This window comes from Nocardia sp. NPDC005366, from assembly GCF_040606855.1.
Classification (GTDB): Bacteria; Actinomycetota; Actinomycetes; order Mycobacteriales; family Mycobacteriaceae; genus Nocardia.
On record NZ_JBEXFQ010000051.1, the window covers coordinates 1 to 19,061 of the forward strand.

Below are 19,061 nucleotides of genomic sequence, written 5' to 3' on the forward strand. Positions count from 1 at the left end.
CCGCCGTCGCGGCGGCCTGGTCGGCCAAGGTCATCGTCACTGCTCGATCGTTCCTGTCTCGCCCTGGTCTACCTCAAAGGAGTACAGCGTCCCCCCCGTCTCATCCCAGACTGACAGACAGGGAAGGTGTCGTCGCTGTCGGGGTCTCCGTCGCTGTGGAGAAGTTGGAGTTTGTCGAGGAGTTGCAGGATTTCGGTTTTGTCGCTGGGGCCGTAGGTGTCGTGTTCGAACAGTTCGTTGACGCGGGCGTGTGCGTCGAGGATGTCGACGGCGACAGGTTCGGGGGCGCCCATGATTCGGGGGCGGGAGAAGAGGTTCTCGACATTGTAGGCGGCGATCCGCAGACGGTTGATGGACATGGCAGGACTCCTGTCGGTCCATGTGGCGATACCGGTTGCCGATGGTAAAGCGGAAGGACTGCACGGCAAGTATGACCGCGTCGGTGGACATGCACTCCGAGTTTGGCCGCCGTCGGCGATATTCGTCCCAACCAATCTGCACCCCAGGCCCGACGGGCTCCGCCCGGGTCGACTAACCTGCGCCATTCATGGAAATTGAGTTTCCGTTACCATAAATGGCGAAAGGTGGCCTTGACCTGCGATAATTCGACTTGTCGAAGGTTGAATTACGCGAGGTGAAGGACACCTTTCTGGTGCAGGATTCTACGTGGTATCCGCGGCTGGCCGTGGACGGGGATGGGTCGGGTTTGGTTGCGCAGGCGGGTTCGCTGCTGCTGGTGCGTACCGCGGAGAAGATCGGCCTGGTCAAAGGCTTGTCGGAAGCGTTGGCGCCGTGGCGTAAACCTCTCGCCACACATAACCCGGGCAAGATCGTCCTGGATTTGGCGATCGCGGTCGCGGTTGGGGGTGACTGTGCTGCGGATTTGTCGCTGCTGCGTACCCAGCCGGGGATGTTCGGGTCGGTGGCCTCGGATCCGACGGTGTCGCGGCGGTCGCCACGTTGGCCGCCGACGCGCCGAAAGCGTTGTCGGCCATCGGGAAAGCCCGCGCCGCCGCGCGGGCCACAGCATGGAAACGCGCTGGCGTCCATGCACCCGACCACGGCATCGATGCCGAGAATCCGTTGATCATCGATCTGGACGCCACCCTGCTCGACGCGCACAGCGAGAAACAGAACGCCACCCCGACCTGGAAAAAGGGGTTCGGGTTCCATCCGTTGTGCGCGTTCATCGACCACGGACCCGACGGCACGGGCGAGCCTGCCGCGATCGCGCTGCGCCCCGGCAATTCCGGCGCGAACACCGCCACCGACCACAAAACGGTCCTCGCCGAGGCACTGCAACAGCTGCCGTGGTCTCCGTCGTGGCGGGTCGGGCGGAAAGTGTTGGTACGCACCGACGCTGGTGGCGGCACCCACGAATTCGTGAAGTACTGCCACACACGCCGCGTGCAGTACTCGCTCGGGTTCACCCTCACCGAGGCCCTGGTCGAGGCGGTGAACAAGGTTCCCGAGAAGGTGTGGACCCCCGCCTACGACGCCGACGGTCAGGTCCGCGACGGGGCGTGGGTCGCCGAAATCACCGACCTGGTCGACCTTTCCGGCTGGCCGACCGGGATGCGGCTGGTGGTACGAAAAGAACGCCCACACCCCGGCGCCCAGTTGCGGTTCACCGACGTCGACGGGCTCCGGCTGACCGCGTTCGTCACCAACACCACCCGCGGGCAACTGCCCGACCTCGAGCTGCGCCACCGCCGCAGGGCGCGCTGCGAGGACCGCATCAAAGCCGGTAAAGACACCGGGATGCGGAACCTGCCCTTCAAATCCTTCGCAGCGAACCAGATTTGGCTCGCGCTGGTCACGCTCGCGCTCGACCTCACCGCGTGGATGCAGATGCTGGCACTGACCGATCACGACGCCCGCCGCTGGGGACCGAAAACCCTTCGGCTGCACCTGTTCTCGTTGCCCGGCCGCATCGCCCGACACGCCCGAAAAACCCGCCTGCACCTACCCCGAAACGCCCAGACCACCGGTTTGGTCCTCGGCGCCTTGAGCCGCCTGGAAGCGACCTGACCAGCACAAACCGTCCCTACAACCCTAGGACCACCACCGGGCCCGTGGAACCCGGCAGCCACCCCGCTGACACGGGGCGGTCGGCCACACCCACCAGCCCGGATACCATCGAAAACCCCAATCCGAAACCGGCCAGGCCAGCACATCAGCCGCGAGAAAGATCGAGGCTAATAAACTGGACGGTCGCACTAATTCCAGAAAGCGGTGTATCGCCGGTTCGCTGTCAGCGAACATAACGTGTACCATTATTTGGTTGTGCCACCAGCAAATAATCCGGCAGCCAGACTCGCAGTGATAATGCGACGGCTGCATGCAGAAGAGCCTACTCAGACAGCAAAAGAAGCGCTTACGCACGTGCTGGACTGTGCATCCGACGCTGAGCTTGGCCCGGCTCTTGGGGCCCTGCATGCCTTGCCCGCTCAGGTGGTGGAGGCTGTCAACCTCCACGCTGATCCCGAACATGATGATCTCAACCTTTTTCTGAAATGGCAGTCAGGAATAGCGGCAGCCTTAAATCAAACGTGGGCACTGACGTCCGCAGTCCAGAAAGTTCAGGCCAAGTACACCTCCGAAGATCTCAGTCACCTGGACTACTGTAGTGGTCTGTTAAGCAGGGCGCGAATAGAACGTCAGATTGATGCTCGTACGCTCGACGAACTACGAAACTTGATTCAGAGCCTCGAAAAAGACCTGATGGATATTGAGGATATACCAGCTGATTTGAAGTCATTCATTATTGATCAGCTCGATATTATTCGCACTGCCATACGTGAATATAGAATCGGCGGCCCCTTGGCATTTGAGCACGCTTTCGATAGGGTCGTAGGTGCGTGCCTGAGGAGGTCGGAGCTCGTTAACGACGCCAATGAGGCATCTCAGTCCTCGCTCGGAAAGTTTCGTGAAATTCTAGGAGCTGTAGAGAGTCTAGCGAAGACCACGACGGTATCCGCAGGAGCTGCAATGGCTGTAATCGGCGCTATTTTGGCAGGGCATCATGCCGTAGAAAATTGGCAGTCACCTCCTGCGTTGGAGCATTCGATTAAGAAGGCTGACTCGAAGCCGCCGCAGTCTGGTGACGGTAGTCCCGGCGCGGGAATTACGCAGGAGGCAGGGCGGTAGGAATCAATTCTATTGAGTTTCATCTCTATAACATTACGCGCATATTTGCTGTTATTTCGTATTGGAGAACCTCATGGGATTACGGGATGCTGAAATTGGAAGTTTGCTGAGGAGGCTCGACTTCGATCCGGTCGGCTACCTTTCGAGCCAAGTAGCGTACGCACCGGTCGGCGAGTGTCCGTATGTGCTTATGATAGGTGCCGGTGCCTCGGTATCTTCCGGAGTGCTTACGGCATCCGAGCTTATCGCGCGGTGGTGCGAGGATCTATTTGCGCATGATAATGGATATCCAACCGGCGGAATTTTAGAATTTCCGAGACCAGAGTTTGATGAATGGCTTAGAGAATCATATCCTGGTCGGCTCGAAGAGCTGAAAATACGTTACGGCGGAGATTCGGAGTACGGAACACTGTTTCAGCATTTTCATAAGACTCGCGAACAGCGCCAAATGTTCGTCGAGCGCTCGATAGAAACCTCGAAACCGGGGGTAGGTTACTTCTACCTTGCTGGACTTATCGATTCTGGATACTTCAGTACTGTCCTAACCACCAATTTTGATGATTTACTCAACGATGCGCTGGTCCGATATTTCGACCGCAAGTCGATTGTCTGCGCTTTCGATTCCGCGGTCACTAGCTTTAGTTCATCTAGCCTGAGACCCAAAATTATAAAGCTGCATGGCGACTTTCTCTACGACAGTATTGGAAACACCGACGCAGAGACTCTTGATTTGAACTCAAATATGGAGGATAAGCTCGCTGAAATGTGTGAAGATAAGGGTCTTATCGTAGTCGGATACTCAGGCAACGATGAGAGTGTGATGACACTATTGCGCGATAACCTGCGACGCAACAGAAAATTTCTTACTAAAGGAATTCACTGGTGTGTCAACGAAGTACCACGAGAGGGCGGTACGATCGAGCAGGGCTTGAGTGCTGGTATCACGAACTTGGCTAAACGTCATGGCGGCAGGGTTTTTCTTTATCGTTCTTCCGGATTCGATGACCTAATGCTTCAATTCTTTGAGAAAGCCGGCCTTTCCCTGCCTAAGCATCTTGAGCGGCCGTACACTCGCAATCTGGCAATGGACTTTATCAATGCCTGCGGTGCGTTCGAAGTTTCGAGCACTCTTAGCAGTGGAATGCTGCGGCACAAGAAGATCGCGCTTGCATCGCTGGATGGAGCGCCCGATCGTCAAGCGATACAATTGGCGAAGGCAAAATCTGAGTTTGAGACCGGAAAATCTTTGCAAAGGTTGCGAAAGAATGCGGAAGCGGCCGAATGTTTTGAACGCTCGGTGGAACTGGCAAATGTTCTTCTGGATGAAGATATGGCAAGTATCGCCCGATGGGGCGCGATTAATCGAATCATGAGCTGTAATCTTTCGCTGGGTACGCTGGAGTCTTCTGTTGAGGCAAGGCTGGCCAGATTCAAACTCGCATTCGATCTGGGCATTGAACAGCTCAAAAGCCGCCCCGATGGAGACAAGAGCGAGTATGCTTCTCTACTGTACAATACTATATGTGCTTGCGGGCTAATGTATGCACACGCCGAGTCCGAGCTTCGTGCTGAACTCGATGGACACGTGGAGCGGATGGCTGCGCGATTGGTATCGATAGACTTCGGACGTAGAAAGATGAATAAGCTTGCGCAGGATACTGACGTACGACTTTTGTTGACAGACGGTCCGCTGAGGAAGTTCGTATAAACTTGCTTCTGCGCCAGCGCCACCACTCATCACTGCAAGTCGCAGTGTTAGAGTTCGCCGGAAAAGGTACAAGCACAACCCGACTCGCCGCGGTGCTGGTGAGCAATTTGCGCGGCAGGTCCAGATCGACGGCCTCCGTTTGCCGTATGTTGTATCGATGCCATCCATGAGGTCTGCTTTTACACTATTTTTCAATCTGATTGGATTAGAATAGCCTCGAATGTCAACCGATCACGGCATTTGTAGCCGGTTCAGATCAGTCCCGCTGTAAACGGTACCTGCGGACATTCGTATCTGCCGAAGCCATTTTGGACCAATGGACTTGTACTCCTTGGTCGCGGGTCTGACTGCTGTCTGGGTGCTGGACCCGCTGACGCGCTGAGGAAGCCGACGGTTGACTTTCATGGATATCCCGAATGATGAGTGCGGCGCTATGCGTCTCGTTCGGTCACAGTCCGAGGTCTGCGTCAGGTGTCGACCAGGGGGGTGGATCATCGAGCGTTGTATCAACGATGTTGTCGACATCTTCTGTATGGCGCAGCGCTTGTTCTTGATCGCGCTGGGTGGATGTGACCTGACTCGGGCCACGTTTCTGGCTTGACGGTGGGTGCGGGTTCTTGACCTGCTGTTCTTCGGTGTGTGGGGGTTGGGATTTGCGCACTAAACCTCGGTTGGGACTGCCCCGGGTTCGGTTGACTCCTAACCTGAGGAGACCGTCCGGTTTCTTCTGTGAGAGGATGCGTCACCGTGCCCAAGCCCTACCCCGAGGAATTCCGTCGTGATTGCGTCGAGGTGGGCCTTTCGGGAGGTTTCGCGGGCGCCGGCGTGCTCACGTTCGCGGGTGGCTTGTTCGCTGATGAGTTCGAACACGTCGTGATATCGGTACCACCGATGAAGACCGACCCCGCCTCGAAGGGCGGGGATGTGATCGGGGCGGATCAACACTGGTTCTCGATCCATAACCGATGGTCGAAGCGGTCGTTCGAGCCCGGAGATCCGGCCCTGATCCTGCTCGAGGGATTCTGGAGCCGTCGACGCGATTATCGGAGGCGCTGTACACGATCCGAGGAACGGCGTTGCCCCGGGCGCAATTGGCGGGTGATCTGTTCGACCGACTCGGCGAGGACTTCGGCGAAACGGGCGCGGCTCATACCGAATCGCACGAACAACTCCTCGTCCGGCGGGCCGCCGAAAGGTGACCACGCCTCGGCGAACTCCACGATCTGCCAGGCATCCGGCCAGGGCCGGCGCCTGGCCTGCGGGCCTGCCGGGATCCGCTCGCGCGGGTGAGGCCGTCGATGGTGCGCGGGGACGCCCCGCTCGGGGGTGATGACCTGACGGTCCGGTTGAAAGGTAGTCATCTTCGGTGTCCTGTTCGGTAGCGACGTGCGAATCGCACTCGGCGGGAACGCTTTCGGGTGCAGACGGACCGCAGACCGGCCCCGGAGAAGCGGAGGGGCTCCCCGGGGCCGTATGCGGATGCTGTCGAACCGATGGTGGAGTGGATCAGGGCAGGTCGGGGCTCGACAGGTCGGGGGTCACTGGCTTTCGGCCGTGGTCATTCCGAGGTTGCGCATGTCCGGGACGAACGGCTGGTGGGCGAGCAGGCCGCCGTCGACCCGGATCACCTCGCCGTTGATGCCGCGCGAGTCGTCGGAGGCGAGGAACAGGTACGCCTTGGCCAGTTCGGTGGGGCCGTTGAGCGTCGGGTTCATCGTGTGCCGGATGTAGATGTCCTTGATCTCCTGCGGCAGTGCCTGCGCCGGGGGAGTGGTGGTGGTGCCGGGGCAGATCGCGTTGCAGCGCACGCCCTCCTTGCCGTACTGGGTCGCGGTGTATTTGGTGAGCGCGAGCAGGGCGGCCTTGGTGGCGCCGTAGCCGGTGAGGCTGTTGTCGCCGGCGAAGGCGTGGGTGGAGGCGGTGTTGATGATCGAGCCGCCGTGTTCGCGCAGGTAGGGCAGGGTGTGCTTGGTCATCAGCATGGCGGCGCGCAGGTTGACGGCCAGGACGTTGTCCCAGGTCTCGACGGACATGGTGGCGACGTCACCGTCATCGATGGGGAAGATGCCCGCGTTGTTGACCACGATGCCGGGGGCGCCGAAGTACTCGACGGTCCGCTGCACGAGCTGCTCGATCTCGCTCTCGTTGCGCAGATCGAGGCCGTAGGCGAGGGCGGTCTTCTCGCCGTGGCGATCGTTGAGGATCGTCGCGAGGCGCTCGGCGCCTTCGACATTGATGTCGGCCACGACCACGCGCGCGCCCTCGGCCGCCAGTTCCGTGGCGGTAGCGCCGCCGATGTTGAGACCGCCCTGCTCGACGAATGTCGCACCGGTGACGATCGCAATCTTTCCTTCTACGCGACCCATTGTTCTCTCCTGTCGAAATTGGTGTTCGGAAGTCGGTTCACAGATCCAGGACCAGGCGCTCGCCCAGGCACCGGGATACGCAGATGAGGATGTATTCGTTGCTTTCGCGTTCTTCGGGAGTCAGGACCTCGTCGCGGTGGTCCGGCCTACCTTCGAGGACCGTCTGTTCACACCGGCCGCACATGCCCTGCTGGCAGGACGAGAGCACCTCGACTCCGGCGGCTTCGAGCGTGTGCAGAATGCTCTTGTCCGGCGGAATGGTGATCGTCCGATCCTGTTTCGCCAGAACGACTTCGAAGGCCGTGTCGGTGGCGGTGCGGTCGTCGGCCTTCGGCACGAAACGTTCGGTGTGCAGGGCGCCCGCGGGGCGGTCGCGGCACTGCTGTTCGAGCGCTTCGAGGAGCGCGGCGGGGCCGCAGCTGTAGATCGCGGTGTCGGCGGGGGTGTCGGCGAGGACGCCGGCCAGGTCGATCAGGCCGGCGCGGTCTTCGGGCCAGAACTCGACGCGATCGCCATATCGTTCGAGTTCGTCGCGGAAGGCCATGGAGTCGGCGGTGCGGCCGCCGTAGACCAGTCGCCACGTGGCGCCTTGCTCGTGGACGTGCGCGATCATCGGCAGGATCGGTGTGATCCCGATGCCGCCCGCGATGAACAGATACCGCTGCGACTCGACCAGTGCGAAGTTGTCGCGGGGCGCGCCGACGCTGATCTTCGTGCCCGCGCGTAGCGAGGTGTGGATGTATTCCGAACCGCCCCGGCCCTTGCCGGGTGGCTCGCGCAGCACCGCGATCCGCCACGCGTCCGGATCGCGGCGATCGCCGCACAGCGAGTACTGGCGTACCGCGCCCGAGGGAAGGAACACGTCGATGTGGGAACCGGGCTGCCATGCGGGCAGCGAGGTGCTGGTCACCGGTCGCAGCGTCAGCGCTTTGACGCCGGCCGCGACGTCCTCGGTGCTTTCGACGACGACATCCAGCTCATCGGCGGCCCCATCTTTCGAAGCTGCCGAGACTTTCGAAGGTGTCAACGACACGTTCCTTCCATCAGGACAAGGGAGCGAGAACTGTCAGCGATCCCAGGTGACGGGCAACTCGTCGAGGCCGAAGATCCTGGCGAACTTGACCTTGACCTCGGCCGCGGGCACGGCCAGGCGCAGCGTGGGGATCCGTTCGAGCAGCGTGGTGAACACGATGTCCAGTTCGAGGCGGGCCAGCGGAGCGCCGAGGCAGGTGTGGATGCCGTGGCCGAACGTCATGTGACGGCTGGCGTCGCGGTGGATGTCGAAGCGTTCGGGGTCGTCGAAGACGTCGGCGTCTTTGTTGGCCGCCTCGGTGGACATCATCACCAGCTCGCCCTTGGCGATCTTCTGGCCGTTGATCTCGATGTCCTCGGTGACGGTCCGGGGCAGGTTGCCGATGATGTCGAGGTGGCGTAGCAGTTCCTCGACCGCCTGCGGCATGAGCTGGAGATCGTTGCGCAGCTCGGCCAGCTGGTCGGGGTGCTCCAACAGCGAGAACAGGCCGAGGCCGATCATATTGCCGGTCGTCTCGTGCCCAGCCATGAGCAGGAAGGTCGACATGCCCGCGACGTCGATGACGGTCAGCGCACCGGAGTCGATGTGCTTGACCAGCAGGCTGATCAGGTCGTCGCCGGGCTCGGCCTGCTTGATGGTCACCAGCTCGGCGAGGTACATCATGACCGCGCCGATCGCCGCCTCGATGTCCTCGGGAGTGCTGTTCGGGGCCAGCACGGCCCGGGTGCGTTCCTGGAAGAAGTCGTGCTTGTCGTAAGGGACGCCGAGCAGTTCGCAGATCACCAGGGAGGGCAGCGGTAGGGCCAGCGCGTCCACCAGGTCCACCGGGCCCTCGGAGGCCAGCATGGTGTCGATCAGCTCGTTGGCGATGCGCTGGATGGTCGGGCGCATGGCGGCCATCCGGCGCGGGGTGAACTCCTTGGCCAGGATGCGGCGCAGATCGTCGTGCTGGGGCGGGTCCATGGCGACGAAGAATCCGGGCACGGCCTGGTCGCCCGCGTCACCGCGGGAGGAGTCGTCGATGCCGCGGACGCTCGTGCGCGGATCGGCGAGCACGGAGCGGACGTTGTTGTAGCCGGTGACCAGCCAGCCGGGCGTGCCCTTGAAGTCGACCTTGCGCAGCGCGTCGTCGGAGTAGGACTCGTACCGCTTCGACAGCGAGAACGGGCACTCGCGACGGAACGGGAACGAGGCGAGGTCGTCGGTGGCGACCTCTGCTTCGGCGGGTTGCGTTGTCATTACTGCTCCTTCGTTGGGGCCGGTGTGCCGTGGGCCGTCGGGGCCGGCGCCGCTCGATGACGAACTGAGAGCCTCCCGGTGATCCGGGGGAATCGGGAGAGCTCGCCCATCCGGTGGAATGTGACGGAGGGCACAGACTGTGTTAGCGGTCATATCGTGACATGTCGTGAACGACTCGTCAATGGGGGTTGGTGATAAATCTTGTTCGCAGCCGCTCGCGCTGTCAGGAAGCGGCCGATGCGTGTCGGCAAAAGTGCTGTAGAAAGGCATGATTCGGGACGGAATGAGCGATCGTCGGTAGTCGCGCCTCGCCCTTCTGATCGGCTGCTCCGGGTCCGGCGAACGGCTGTTGTGGCCGATGGTGTTAGTACAGATTATGAAATGATGGCTTCCTCGTTGCCGCTGCGGACGCGTTGCGCGCAGCGACGGCGCATGACACCTCGCCCCCTGTGATCCAGCCCGCGACAGGGCTCAGGTGGCGGGTGGCGCAACGGAGCGTCGGCAGCGCCGGGGCAGCGGTCGCCCGAGGGCCGCCCCGAACGCTCCTGAGTCGTCCGAAAGGCACTCGAACGCGCGGCCGTCCGATCGCCCCGGCATCGAATCGTCGCAGCGTCGAATCGCCGCAGCATCGAATCGCCGCAGCGGTGGCCCGCTGCGGCGTCAGCGCACTACGATTCGGACCGCGCTCGGCGCGGCGTTGTCAGGCGGATGCGCGTGCGCGCTGGAAATGCGCGAGCAGGTCCGGGTACTTGACCAGGTGTGCGCCGCCGTTGATGTCGAGGGTCTCGCCGGTGAGCCATGCGGCGCGGGCGATGTAGACCGCGGCGTCGGCGATTTCCTCCGGGGTGCCCGGTCTGCCCAGTGGGGTGTTGGCGATGTAGTCGTCCTCGAGACCGGGGACGCTCATCGAGGGGCTGGTCAACGGTGTCATGACGATGCCGGGGGCGATGGCGTTGACCCGGATGCCGCGCGGGGCGAGTTCGAGTGCGGAGACCTGGGTCAGCATGGCCAGACCGGCTTTCGCCGAGCAGTAGGCCGCCATCCCGGTTCCCGGCTGCCGGGCATTGAGCGAGGACAGCGAGATGATGACGCCGCCCGCCTCCATGGCGCGGGCCGCGTGTTTGACAACGAGGAAAGCGCCGGTCAGGCAAACATCCACGACTCGGCGGAACTTCTCGACGGGCAGATCGGTGACCGCGCCCGCGGCGCTGACGCCCGCGCTGTTCACGGCGATGTCGACCCGTCCGTGGGCCGAGCGTGCCGTCTCGAAGAGCTCGCGGACGGAGTCCTCGTCGGTGATCTCCACCCGGGCGGAGTCGTGGCCCGCGCCGAGCTCGTCGGCGAGTGCGCGGGCCTGGTCGGCATTGCGGTCGGCGACGGTGACCGTCGCTCCGTCCGCGGCCAGTGCGCGGGCGATCGCGGCGCCGATGCCGGAAGCGCCACCTACGACTACGGCATGACGCCGTGCTGTCTCTGACATTGCTGGGGTCCCCTTCTCGGAGGGAAAAAGTGGATGGTCATCGAATGAGGCTCTGCGGGAGCACCATCGCGGTCGCCAGGGCGGTGAGCTCCTCGGCGATTCCGGGCCGCTGCCGGAACTGCGGAAGCTGCGAGATGTCGGTGACGACGCCGATCACCGCCTGGGCGAGTGCGCGGGCGTCCGCGGTCGTCAGGTCGGGTGCGAGTTCGCAGATGGCCTGCACCCACTCGGCGACGTACTCGCGTTGGGTTTCCCGCAGAGCGGATTGTTCCTCGTCGGACAGGTACAGCAGATCCGTGGCCAGAATCTGCATGATCCGGCCGTGCACACCCAGCGCCTGTCCGATGTAGGTGCGGATGAGCGCGTCGAGCGCCTCGCGCGTGTCGGTCGCGTGCGCCAGGGCATCGGCGGTCACGTAGAGCAGCCCTTCGGCGCCGCGCTCCAGGATGGCGCGCAGCACCTGCCCTTTGCCGGTCACGTGCTGGTACAGCGTGGCCACCGACATCTCCGAGGCCTTGGCGATGTCGTCGATGCGCACGTCGTAGAAGCCGCGCTCCTCGAACAACCTGGTGGATGCCTCGATGATGCGCTCGCGTCGTCCTGCCGGGCGCCGCGGCACGGCGGGTGGCAGCGCGACCGCGTCCGGCGCGATATCGGGCAGCGGGCAGTCGATGATCGTCTCGGACAGGGCCGCTTGGATTTCCATCAACCGCTCGGATGACAGATGGCCGCGGATATCGGGCGTGTTCGAGTACATGGTGAGCACGGCGAAACCGAGCAATTCGGCCTTGCGCTCGTCCACGGCGGGATTCAGGGCGGTGATCTTCGAGGCGATGTAGTCGCGGTTGGCGGCGAAGTAGCCGCGGAACAACTCGTACTCGGCCTGGCGCAGGTGCCGACGCTCACGCCGCCACAAGGTCGCCTCGTCGCCGTTGGCCGTCAGATCGCTGAGTCCTTCGAGGAACAGGTCGAGTTGCTGGCGGGGAGTCGAACCCGTCCTGTCCGCGTGTTTCTCGAGGTCGGCGACCATGTCGGTCTGGCCTTGCAGCGCGCGCACCAGGATGGCGTACTTGCCCTTGAAGTGCCGGTAGACCGCGGGCCCGGTCAGGCCGACGGCGGCGCCGATCTGGTCGATACTGACGTTCTGGTACCCCGTGTCCTGGAACAGACGCGCGGCGGCCCGCGCGATCTGCTCGGTGCGCTGGCTACCCCGCGAGGACAGGCTCGGGGAGTCCCCGTCGGTGTCAGTGTTCGTCGTCGGCGTCGCCGTCGGTCGTGACATGTCAGCTCTTCCCTGTGGGCGCGATCATGCGGCTATTTTCGCATCTCGGGCACGTCATACTCCTGGCCACGCCACGACAGCTTTTCCGGCCAGCGTCTTGGTCCCGTCCGCGAGTTCGGCCGTCAGATCGAGGTGGGCGCGCTGTTCGCCGTCGACGGTCTCGATGCCGGTGATCTCGGCGCGGAACACAGGTTCGGCGAGAACCGGTGTGATCGCGGTGAATCGGGTGGACAGTTCGAGGATGCGGCTCTGCGGTATCCAGTCGGTGAGCAGCCGGCCCAGGTAGGCCATCGACAGCATGCCGTGGGCGAAGACGTCGTCCATGCCGGAGGCCCGTGCCGAGTCGATGTCGATGTGGATCGGGTTGTGGTCGCCCGAGGCGCCGGCGAAAAGGGCCAGCGTCGTGCGGGAGACGGCGCCGGGACGCAGTTCCGGAACCGACGTTGTCGCGACGGGTGCGGGTGAGTTCACGAGGTGCCTCCGGGGTTCTTGATGACGCTGACGCTCTCGAGTTCGGCCACGACCGCGCCGTCCCTGGTCACCGTGGTGCGGCGGACCAGGAAGTCGAGCGCGCCACCGGCTTTGGAGTAGGCGTCGACGTAGGCGGAGTCGAACTGCACCCGGTCTCCGGCGTGGACGTCGGCGAAGTAGCGGAACCGCTGCTCACCGTGCAGCACGGTGCCGAGGTCGACGCCGTGGGCGGCGAGATCATCGAAGACGGGGGAGTTCTCGAGTTCGAGGCCGAACAGGAAGGTGGGCGGGGCGAGCACATCGGGATGGCCCGCCGCGATCGCGGCGTCCCGGTCGCGGTAGATCGGGTTCCGCTCGCCGATCGCGATGGCGAACTGCTTGATCCGGCCGCGTTCGATGTCGGCGATCACCGGCGGGGTGACGACATCGAGGATTGCGTGATCGAGGGACATCAGCCCACCTTCTCGTACAGGGTCACGACGCAGGCGCCGCCGAGACCGAGGTTGTGCTGCAACGCGATTCGCGCGCCGTCGACCTGGCGATCGCCGGCCTGGCCGCGCAGCTGCCACACCAGTTCGGCGCACTGCGCCAGGCCGGTGGCGCCCAGCGGATGCCCCTTGGACAGCAGGCCGCCGGAGGGGTTGGTCACCACTCGTCCGCCGTAGGTGTTGTCACCGTCGAGGATGAACTTCTCCGCGGTGCCCTCCGGGGTGAGACCGAGGCCCTCGTAGGTGATGACCTCGTTGGTGCTGAAGCAGTCGTGCAACTCCACCACCGGGATGTCCAGCGGATCGACGCCGGACTGTTCGTAGACCTCGGCGGCGGCCTTCGCCGTCATGTCGTATCCGGCCACCTTCATCATGTCGGTGGTCTCGAAGGTGCCTGCCACATCGGTGACCAGCGACTGGGCCTTCACACGGATGCTCGCGTCCAGGCCGCGGGCACGGGCGAACTCCTCGCTGCACACGATCGCGGCGGCCGCGCCGTTGGTCGGCGGGCAGCACATCAGCAGGGTCAGCGGTCCCCAGATCCGCTTCGAGCCCATCACGGTGTCCAGATCGATGGGGTCGCGGAAAACCGACAGCGGATTGCGGCCCGCGTGTGAGCGCGCCTTGACGGAGACTCGTCCGAAGATCTCGGAAGTCACGCCGTAGCGCGACATGTATTCCACGCCCGCGCCGCCGAACATCTTGGCCGCCATCGGGGCCTGCTCGTCGCCGCCGGGGCGCGAGGCCGCGATGTTCTCGCCGCGCTCGGTCGGGCTCGGGCGATCGCCGTAGGCGTTGACCAGGGCGCCCGGCTGCATCTGCTCGAAGCCGAGGGCGAGCACGCAGTCGGCCGTGCCGGAGGCGACCGCCTGGCGCGCGAGCCACAGGGCGCTGGAGCCGGTGGAGCAGTTGTTGTTGACGTTCACCACCGGAATGCCGGTCATACCGACCTCGTAGAGGGCGTTCTGCCCGGAGGTGGAGTCGCCGTAGACGTACCCCACATAGGCCTGCTGGACATCGCTGTAGTCGATGCCCGCGTCCTGCAGAGCCGCGATGGTCGCCGCGGCGCCCATCTTCTCGTAGGTCTCGCTCTTTCCGGGTTTGGTGAAGGGCATCATTCCGACGCCGCTGATACAGACGTTAGTCATGGGATCTGTCCTTGCTCGAGGGGTCTGTGTCGAGGGAGTGTGCGCCCGAGGGGCGTGCGCACCGTCGAGCCTGACAGGGACTATACATATTCACGACTAACAAATGCCGCATTCTGCCTGAAGAAACTCGGCGTTGACGACCAAGTAGGCTGAAGTTAGTATTCACCCCAGTGACCGCAGTCACAGACTGTTGGTTCGAACTGTTCCACGTAGGTCGACGCCGATTCCCGGTGTCGCGCCTATGGCGGCAAATCTCAGGAGGCAGCACGTGAGCGTGCAGAAACTGCAGGACAAGGTTGCGTTGGTTTCCGGCTCGGGCCGTGGCATCGGGCGCGCGGTCGCGCTGAAGCTGGCGTCCGAAGGGGCCAAGGTCGTGATCAACGACCTCGATCCGGAGCCGGCGAAGGAGGTCGTCGCCGAGATCGAGGCGCTGGGCGGTCAGGCCGTGGCCTGCGTCGGCAGCGTCACCGACCCGGAGTTCGCCGATCGGTTCGTGGCCACCGCGGTGGACAACTTCGGCGGCATCGACATCATCGTCAACAACGCCGGCTACACCTGGGACAACGTCATCCAGAAGATGACCGACCAGCAGTGGAACGACATCATCGACGTGCACCTCACCGCTCCGTTCCGCATCCTGCGCGCCGCGCAGCCGGTCATCAGCGCCGCGGTCAAGAAGGAGCGCGAGGCCGGCGTCGTGCCGTGCCGCAAGGTCGTGAACATCTCGTCCACCTCCGGTCTGCAGGGCAACGCCGGCCAGGCGAACTACTCCTCGGCCAAGGCGGGCATGGTCGGTTTGACCAAGGCGATCGCCAAGGAGTGGGGTCGCTACAACGTCACCGTCAACGCCGTCGCCTACGGCGTGATTAACACCCGCCTGACCTCGGTGACCACCGAGGAGAAGACCATCAAGGTGGAGGACCGCGACATCAAGGTCGGGGTGAATCCCGCGGTGATGGAGGCTGCCACCAAGCAGATCGCGCTCGGCCGGGCGGGCACCGTCGAGGAGGCCGCGGGCGCGGTCTACCTGCTGTGCAGCCCCGAGTCGAGCTACATCACCGGCGAGACCCTCGTCTGCGGCGGCGGGCTGTGACCGAGGCCCCCACCGTGACCGGGATCGCGGCCGTCAGCGAGCACTACGAGGACGTGGCCTACGAGGCGTCGGAGGGCATCGCGGTGGTGACCCTCGACGCCCCGCAGCGTCGTAACGCGTTCCGCGTGCCGATGCTGGTGGACCTGCTGCGCGCACTCGATCGGGCCGACCGCGATCCCGCGGTGCGCGCGGTGATCGTGACCGGCGCCGGGGAGGCCTTCTCCCTGGGCGCGGCACTGGACGGCCCGGCGACGCTGTCGAAGGCGCTGGCCGAGGACCTCGACGGCCACACCCCCACCGGTTACCGCGAGCCCGCGGGCCGAATCAGCGAGCGGCTGTTCGCCATGCAGAAGCCGGTGATCGCCGCGTTCAACGGGCACGCGATCGGCGGCGGGGCGACCATCGCCGCGGCGATGGACATCCGCATCGGCAGCGAGAAGGCTCGGTTCGGCTTCGTGTTCAATCGCCGTGGCGTGGTGCCGGAGGGCGCGTCGTCGTGGTTCCTGCCCCGACTGGTCGGGATCGGCCGGGCGACCGACTGGATCCTGACCGGTCGCGTGTTCGACGCCGCCGAGGCCTACGAAGCGGGCTACCTCACCAGGGTGGTCCCCGCAGATCGGGTGATGACCGTGGCCAGGGAGTACGCGAACCAGTTCGTGCGCGACACCTCGCCGACCTCGGTCGCGCTGTCCAAGCGGCTGCTCGCCTCCGCGTGGCAGTACTCCCATCCCGGGTCGGCGGCCGCGGACGAATCCCGCGCGTACGCGAGCAGGGTCGACTCGGCGGACGCGCGCGAAGGAATCATGTCCTTCCTCGAGCACCGCCCCGCGGTGTTCCCGCCGCTCGATCCGTCCCCGGCCGAAAAGTTCTGAGTCCATCCCCACGGCCCGTCCCGCCGCTTGTAAGGCTGTACCGAGGAGCACCATGACCAACGAACCGTTCACCGTCTGTAAGTACGGCACCGACGCGGAGGGCACCCACGACTTCGCGGGTATCCACAATTTCAACGAGAGCGTCTACTTCAACTTCGTCGATCCGATCTCCCAGCTCGGCGGACTGGTCCGGATCGGCAACCGGCCGAACCTCGGCTACAGCGAGACCTCGGTGCAGCTGACCCTCCCCGGTGGGGCTATCGCGTTCCGGGCCGGGCGCACCCCGCGCGAGACCAACGACGACTTCTCCGGTCAGGGCCTCGAGATCACCTTCACCGAACCCACCCGCAGGGCCGAGATCACCTACCGCAATACCGTTGCCCGCGTGGTCCATCCGTCGTTGATGGCCGAGCAGGGTCGCATCGCGTTGAAGAACGCGCCGTCGGAGGAATGCGAGATCTCGCTGTCCTACGAGGCGTCGAGTCCGATGTTCGTGATCAACGGCGACGGCGACGGCGACTGCACCCCGGGCAGTTCCACGATCGCCACCGACCATTACGAGCAGTTCGGGCACCTGTCGGGCACCATCCGGGTCGGCAATCGGACCTGGGTGCTCGACAAGGTCACCTCCTTCCGCGACCACTCGTGGGGGCCGCGCGAGTGGGCCTCCTACACCGGTGAATGGGTGGCGGGCTGGCTCGCCGACGGTACCGCCTTCAGCGCCTACGGTGAATACGAGAAGTCCGGGGTGCGGGTGTCCGCCGGCGCGGTGCTCACCACCGACGGTGTCGCGCACCCGATCACCGAGTACATCGTGCACACCGACTACGCGGGCGAAGCCACCTACTCGGGACGCCACGTCGGCATCATCACCGCCGAGGGCCTGCCGACGATCCTCGTCGACGGCGCCATCCGGCACTTCGTCCCGGTCACCCAGCGCACCGAGGACCGCGCCGTGCGGATGGCCCAGATGACCGTCGACCTCGCCGAGGGGCACGGCGGCTGGGCGGTCGCCGAGTTCCTGCGTCCGATCCGCCCGTAGGCAGTCACGCCGCACCACCCCGACCGAACAGCCTTCGAGGAGTACACCCATGTATCCCGGCCGCCACGCCGTCGAACATCCCGATCGCCCAGCCATCGTCATGGCCCCCAGCGGCGAGGTCCTGACCTACGCGGACCTCGACGCACGGGCCAACCGGCTGGCCGCGCTGTTGCGCGCCGAGGGCTTGGCGCCGGGTGACCACATCGCGCTGTTCATGGAGAACCACCTCGAGATGATCGTCGCGATGTCGGCGGCCGAACGGTCGGGGCTGTTCTACACCCCGGTCAACTCGTTCCTGTCGGCCGCCGAGGCCGCCTACATCATCGACGACTCGCAGGCCGGGCTCGTCATCACGACAGCGACGAAAGCCGCTGTCGCGCAGGAATTCCCCGAACTGTGTCCGCGGGTGAGCCGGTGGCTCATGGTCGACGCCGAACCCGGCTCGCCCGCACTGACCGGACCGTATGAGTCCTACCGCGCGGCGGTCGCCGCATTCGGCCCCGAGCCGGGCGAACACGAACGGCTCGGCACGCCGATGTTCTACTCCTCCGGCACCACCGGCAAGCCCAAAGCGATCAAACGCGCTTTGCCCGACGCCCATCCGGGGCAGATCCTGGAGATCGAGGACTTCGGCCGCACACTGTTCCACCTGCGCGAGGGCATGCGCTTCCTCTCGCCCGCACCGCTTTACCACTCCGGACCGCAGTCGACGGTCGCGATCAGCCTGCGCCTGGGCGCCACGGTGGTCGTGATGGAGAGGTTCGACGCCGAGCTCTACCTCGAGCTGATCGAAAAACACCGCATCACGCACTCGATGGTCGTCCCGACGATGTTCTCCCGCATGCTCAAACTGCCGGCGGACAAACGCGCCCGCGACGTCTCCTCGCTCGAGGTCGTGGTGCACGGCGCCGCGCCGTGCCCGGTCGCGGTCAAGGAGGCCATGCTCGACTGGTGGGGCCCGGTGATCTACGAGTACTACGGCGGCACCGAGGCCAACGGTATGTGCGGCTGCACGCCCGAGGAGTGGCTGGCGCACAAGGGGACCGTCGGCAGGCCGTTCATGGGCGAGCCGGTGATCCTCGACGAGGACGGCAACCAGTGCCCGCCCGGTGTCGCCGGAACCATCTGGTTCCGCGGTGCGGGTAGCGGTTTCGAGTACTTCAATGATCCCGGCAAGACCGCCGAGGCCAAGGACGCCACCGGGACGATGTCCAAGATCGGCGACATCGGCTATCTCGACGAGGACGGATTCCTGTACCTCACCGACCGCCAGGCGTTCGTCATCATCTCCGGCGGGGTGAACATCTACCCGCAGGAGATCGAGAACCTGCTCGTCACGCATCCGAAGGTGATGGACGCCGCGGTCTTCGGCGTCCCGGACGAGGATTTCGGCGAAGCGGTGAAGGCCGTGATCCAGGTCATCGATCCGGCCGCGGCCGGTGCGGAACTGGCCGCCGAACTGGCTGCGTTCTGCCGCGAGAACCTCGCGAAGTTCAAGTGCCCCAAGTCGTTCGACTTCATCGACGAGATGCCCCGGCTGCCCACCGGAAAGCTCTACAAGAAACCGCTGCGCGATGCCTACTGGCAGACCGCGGAATCGTCCGCGGCCGCCAGCTGACCGCGTCACCCGCCGACCGCTCCGCCCACAGCGCGCCACCCCGGCGCGGGCGCCGCAGACCGAAGCCCCGC

Annotated in this window: 16 protein-coding genes and 1 pseudogene; 7 read left to right on the forward strand and 10 right to left on the reverse strand. The window is 64.3% G+C overall.

Annotation, left to right across the window (positions count from 1 at the left end):
• Positions 1–68 precede the first annotated feature (68 nt).
• A complete protein-coding gene (locus tag ABZS43_RS33785) occupies positions 69–359 on the reverse strand; it encodes a hypothetical protein (protein ID WP_355040068.1) in 291 nt (96 codons plus the stop codon).
• 290 nt (positions 360–649) lie between these two features.
• Between ABZS43_RS33785 and ABZS43_RS33790 the strand changes: the two are divergent.
• The 3 genes and pseudogenes from ABZS43_RS33790 (at position 650) to ABZS43_RS33800 (ending at position 4,858) form a co-directional block, all read left to right on the forward strand.
• Positions 650–2,031 (forward strand): annotated as a pseudogene (locus ABZS43_RS33790) (IS1380 family transposase).
• Positions 2,032–2,268: 237 nt separating this feature from the next.
• Complete coding sequence (locus ABZS43_RS33795; protein WP_355040069.1) at positions 2,269–3,150, forward strand: hypothetical protein; 882 nt, start codon at positions 2,269–2,271, stop codon at positions 3,148–3,150.
• A 73-nt stretch (positions 3,151–3,223) separates the two neighbouring features.
• On the forward strand, positions 3,224–4,858 hold the full coding sequence (locus ABZS43_RS33800) for an SIR2 family protein (protein WP_355040070.1): 1,635 nt from the start codon (positions 3,224–3,226) through the stop codon (positions 4,856–4,858).
• Positions 4,859–5,898: 1,040 nt separating this feature from the next.
• Here ABZS43_RS33800 and ABZS43_RS33805 read toward each other — a convergent pair.
• The 9 genes from ABZS43_RS33805 to ABZS43_RS33845 form a co-directional block, all read right to left on the reverse strand.
• Positions 5,899–6,219, reverse strand: a complete 321-nt coding sequence (locus tag ABZS43_RS33805; protein WP_355040071.1) for a hypothetical protein — start codon at positions 6,217–6,219, stop codon at positions 5,899–5,901.
• Positions 6,220–6,396: 177 nt separating this feature from the next.
• Positions 6,397–7,224, reverse strand: a complete 828-nt coding sequence (locus tag ABZS43_RS33810; protein WP_355040072.1) for an SDR family oxidoreductase — start codon at positions 7,222–7,224, stop codon at positions 6,397–6,399.
• A 37-nt stretch (positions 7,225–7,261) separates the two neighbouring features.
• A complete protein-coding gene (locus tag ABZS43_RS33815) occupies positions 7,262–8,251 on the reverse strand; it encodes a PDR/VanB family oxidoreductase (RefSeq protein WP_355040073.1) in 990 nt (329 codons plus the stop codon).
• Positions 8,252–8,290: 39 nt separating this feature from the next.
• Positions 8,291–9,496 (reverse strand): cytochrome P450, encoded by a 1,206-nt coding sequence (locus ABZS43_RS33820; protein ID WP_355040074.1) that lies wholly within the window; start codon positions 9,494–9,496, stop codon positions 8,291–8,293.
• Between the two features lie 700 nt (positions 9,497–10,196).
• Positions 10,197–10,976, reverse strand: coding sequence for an SDR family NAD(P)-dependent oxidoreductase (locus tag ABZS43_RS33825; RefSeq protein ID WP_355040075.1), 780 nt, complete (start codon positions 10,974–10,976; stop codon positions 10,197–10,199).
• Between the two features lie 37 nt (positions 10,977–11,013).
• Positions 11,014–12,258: a TetR/AcrR family transcriptional regulator gene (locus ABZS43_RS33830; protein ID WP_355040076.1), complete on the reverse strand. Its 1,245-nt coding sequence runs from the start codon at positions 12,256–12,258 to the stop codon at positions 11,014–11,016.
• 54 nt (positions 12,259–12,312) lie between these two features.
• Entirely contained in the window at positions 12,313–12,729 is a 417-nt protein-coding gene (locus tag ABZS43_RS33835) for a MaoC/PaaZ C-terminal domain-containing protein (RefSeq protein ID WP_355040077.1), read from the reverse strand.
• Positions 12,726–13,181 (reverse strand): MaoC family dehydratase N-terminal domain-containing protein, encoded by a 456-nt coding sequence (locus tag ABZS43_RS33840; protein WP_355040078.1) that lies wholly within the window; start codon positions 13,179–13,181, stop codon positions 12,726–12,728. Before ABZS43_RS33840 ends, ABZS43_RS33835 begins: the two co-directional genes overlap by 4 nt.
• Positions 13,181–14,365 (reverse strand): lipid-transfer protein, encoded by a 1,185-nt coding sequence (locus ABZS43_RS33845; protein WP_355040079.1) that lies wholly within the window; start codon positions 14,363–14,365, stop codon positions 13,181–13,183. Before ABZS43_RS33845 ends, ABZS43_RS33840 begins: the two co-directional genes overlap by 1 nt.
• A gap of 268 nt (positions 14,366–14,633) precedes the next feature.
• Between ABZS43_RS33845 and ABZS43_RS33850 the strand changes: the two genes are divergently transcribed.
• The 4 genes from ABZS43_RS33850 to ABZS43_RS33865 are packed head-to-tail and all read left to right on the forward strand — an operon-like array spanning position 14,634 to position 18,990.
• Positions 14,634–15,458 (forward strand): SDR family oxidoreductase, encoded by an 825-nt coding sequence (locus ABZS43_RS33850; RefSeq protein ID WP_355040093.1) that lies wholly within the window; start codon positions 14,634–14,636, stop codon positions 15,456–15,458.
• Entirely contained in the window at positions 15,455–16,330 is an 876-nt protein-coding gene (locus ABZS43_RS33855; RefSeq protein WP_355040080.1) for an enoyl-CoA hydratase-related protein, read from the forward strand. Before ABZS43_RS33850 ends, ABZS43_RS33855 begins: the two co-directional genes overlap by 4 nt.
• Positions 16,331–16,382: 52 nt before the next feature.
• Positions 16,383–17,372 (forward strand): hypothetical protein, encoded by a 990-nt coding sequence (locus ABZS43_RS33860; protein ID WP_355040081.1) that lies wholly within the window; start codon positions 16,383–16,385, stop codon positions 17,370–17,372.
• Positions 17,373–17,421: 49 nt separating this feature from the next.
• Entirely contained in the window at positions 17,422–18,990 is a 1,569-nt protein-coding gene (locus ABZS43_RS33865) for an AMP-binding protein (RefSeq protein ID WP_355040082.1), read from the forward strand.
• Positions 18,991–19,061: the final 71 nt, after the last annotated feature.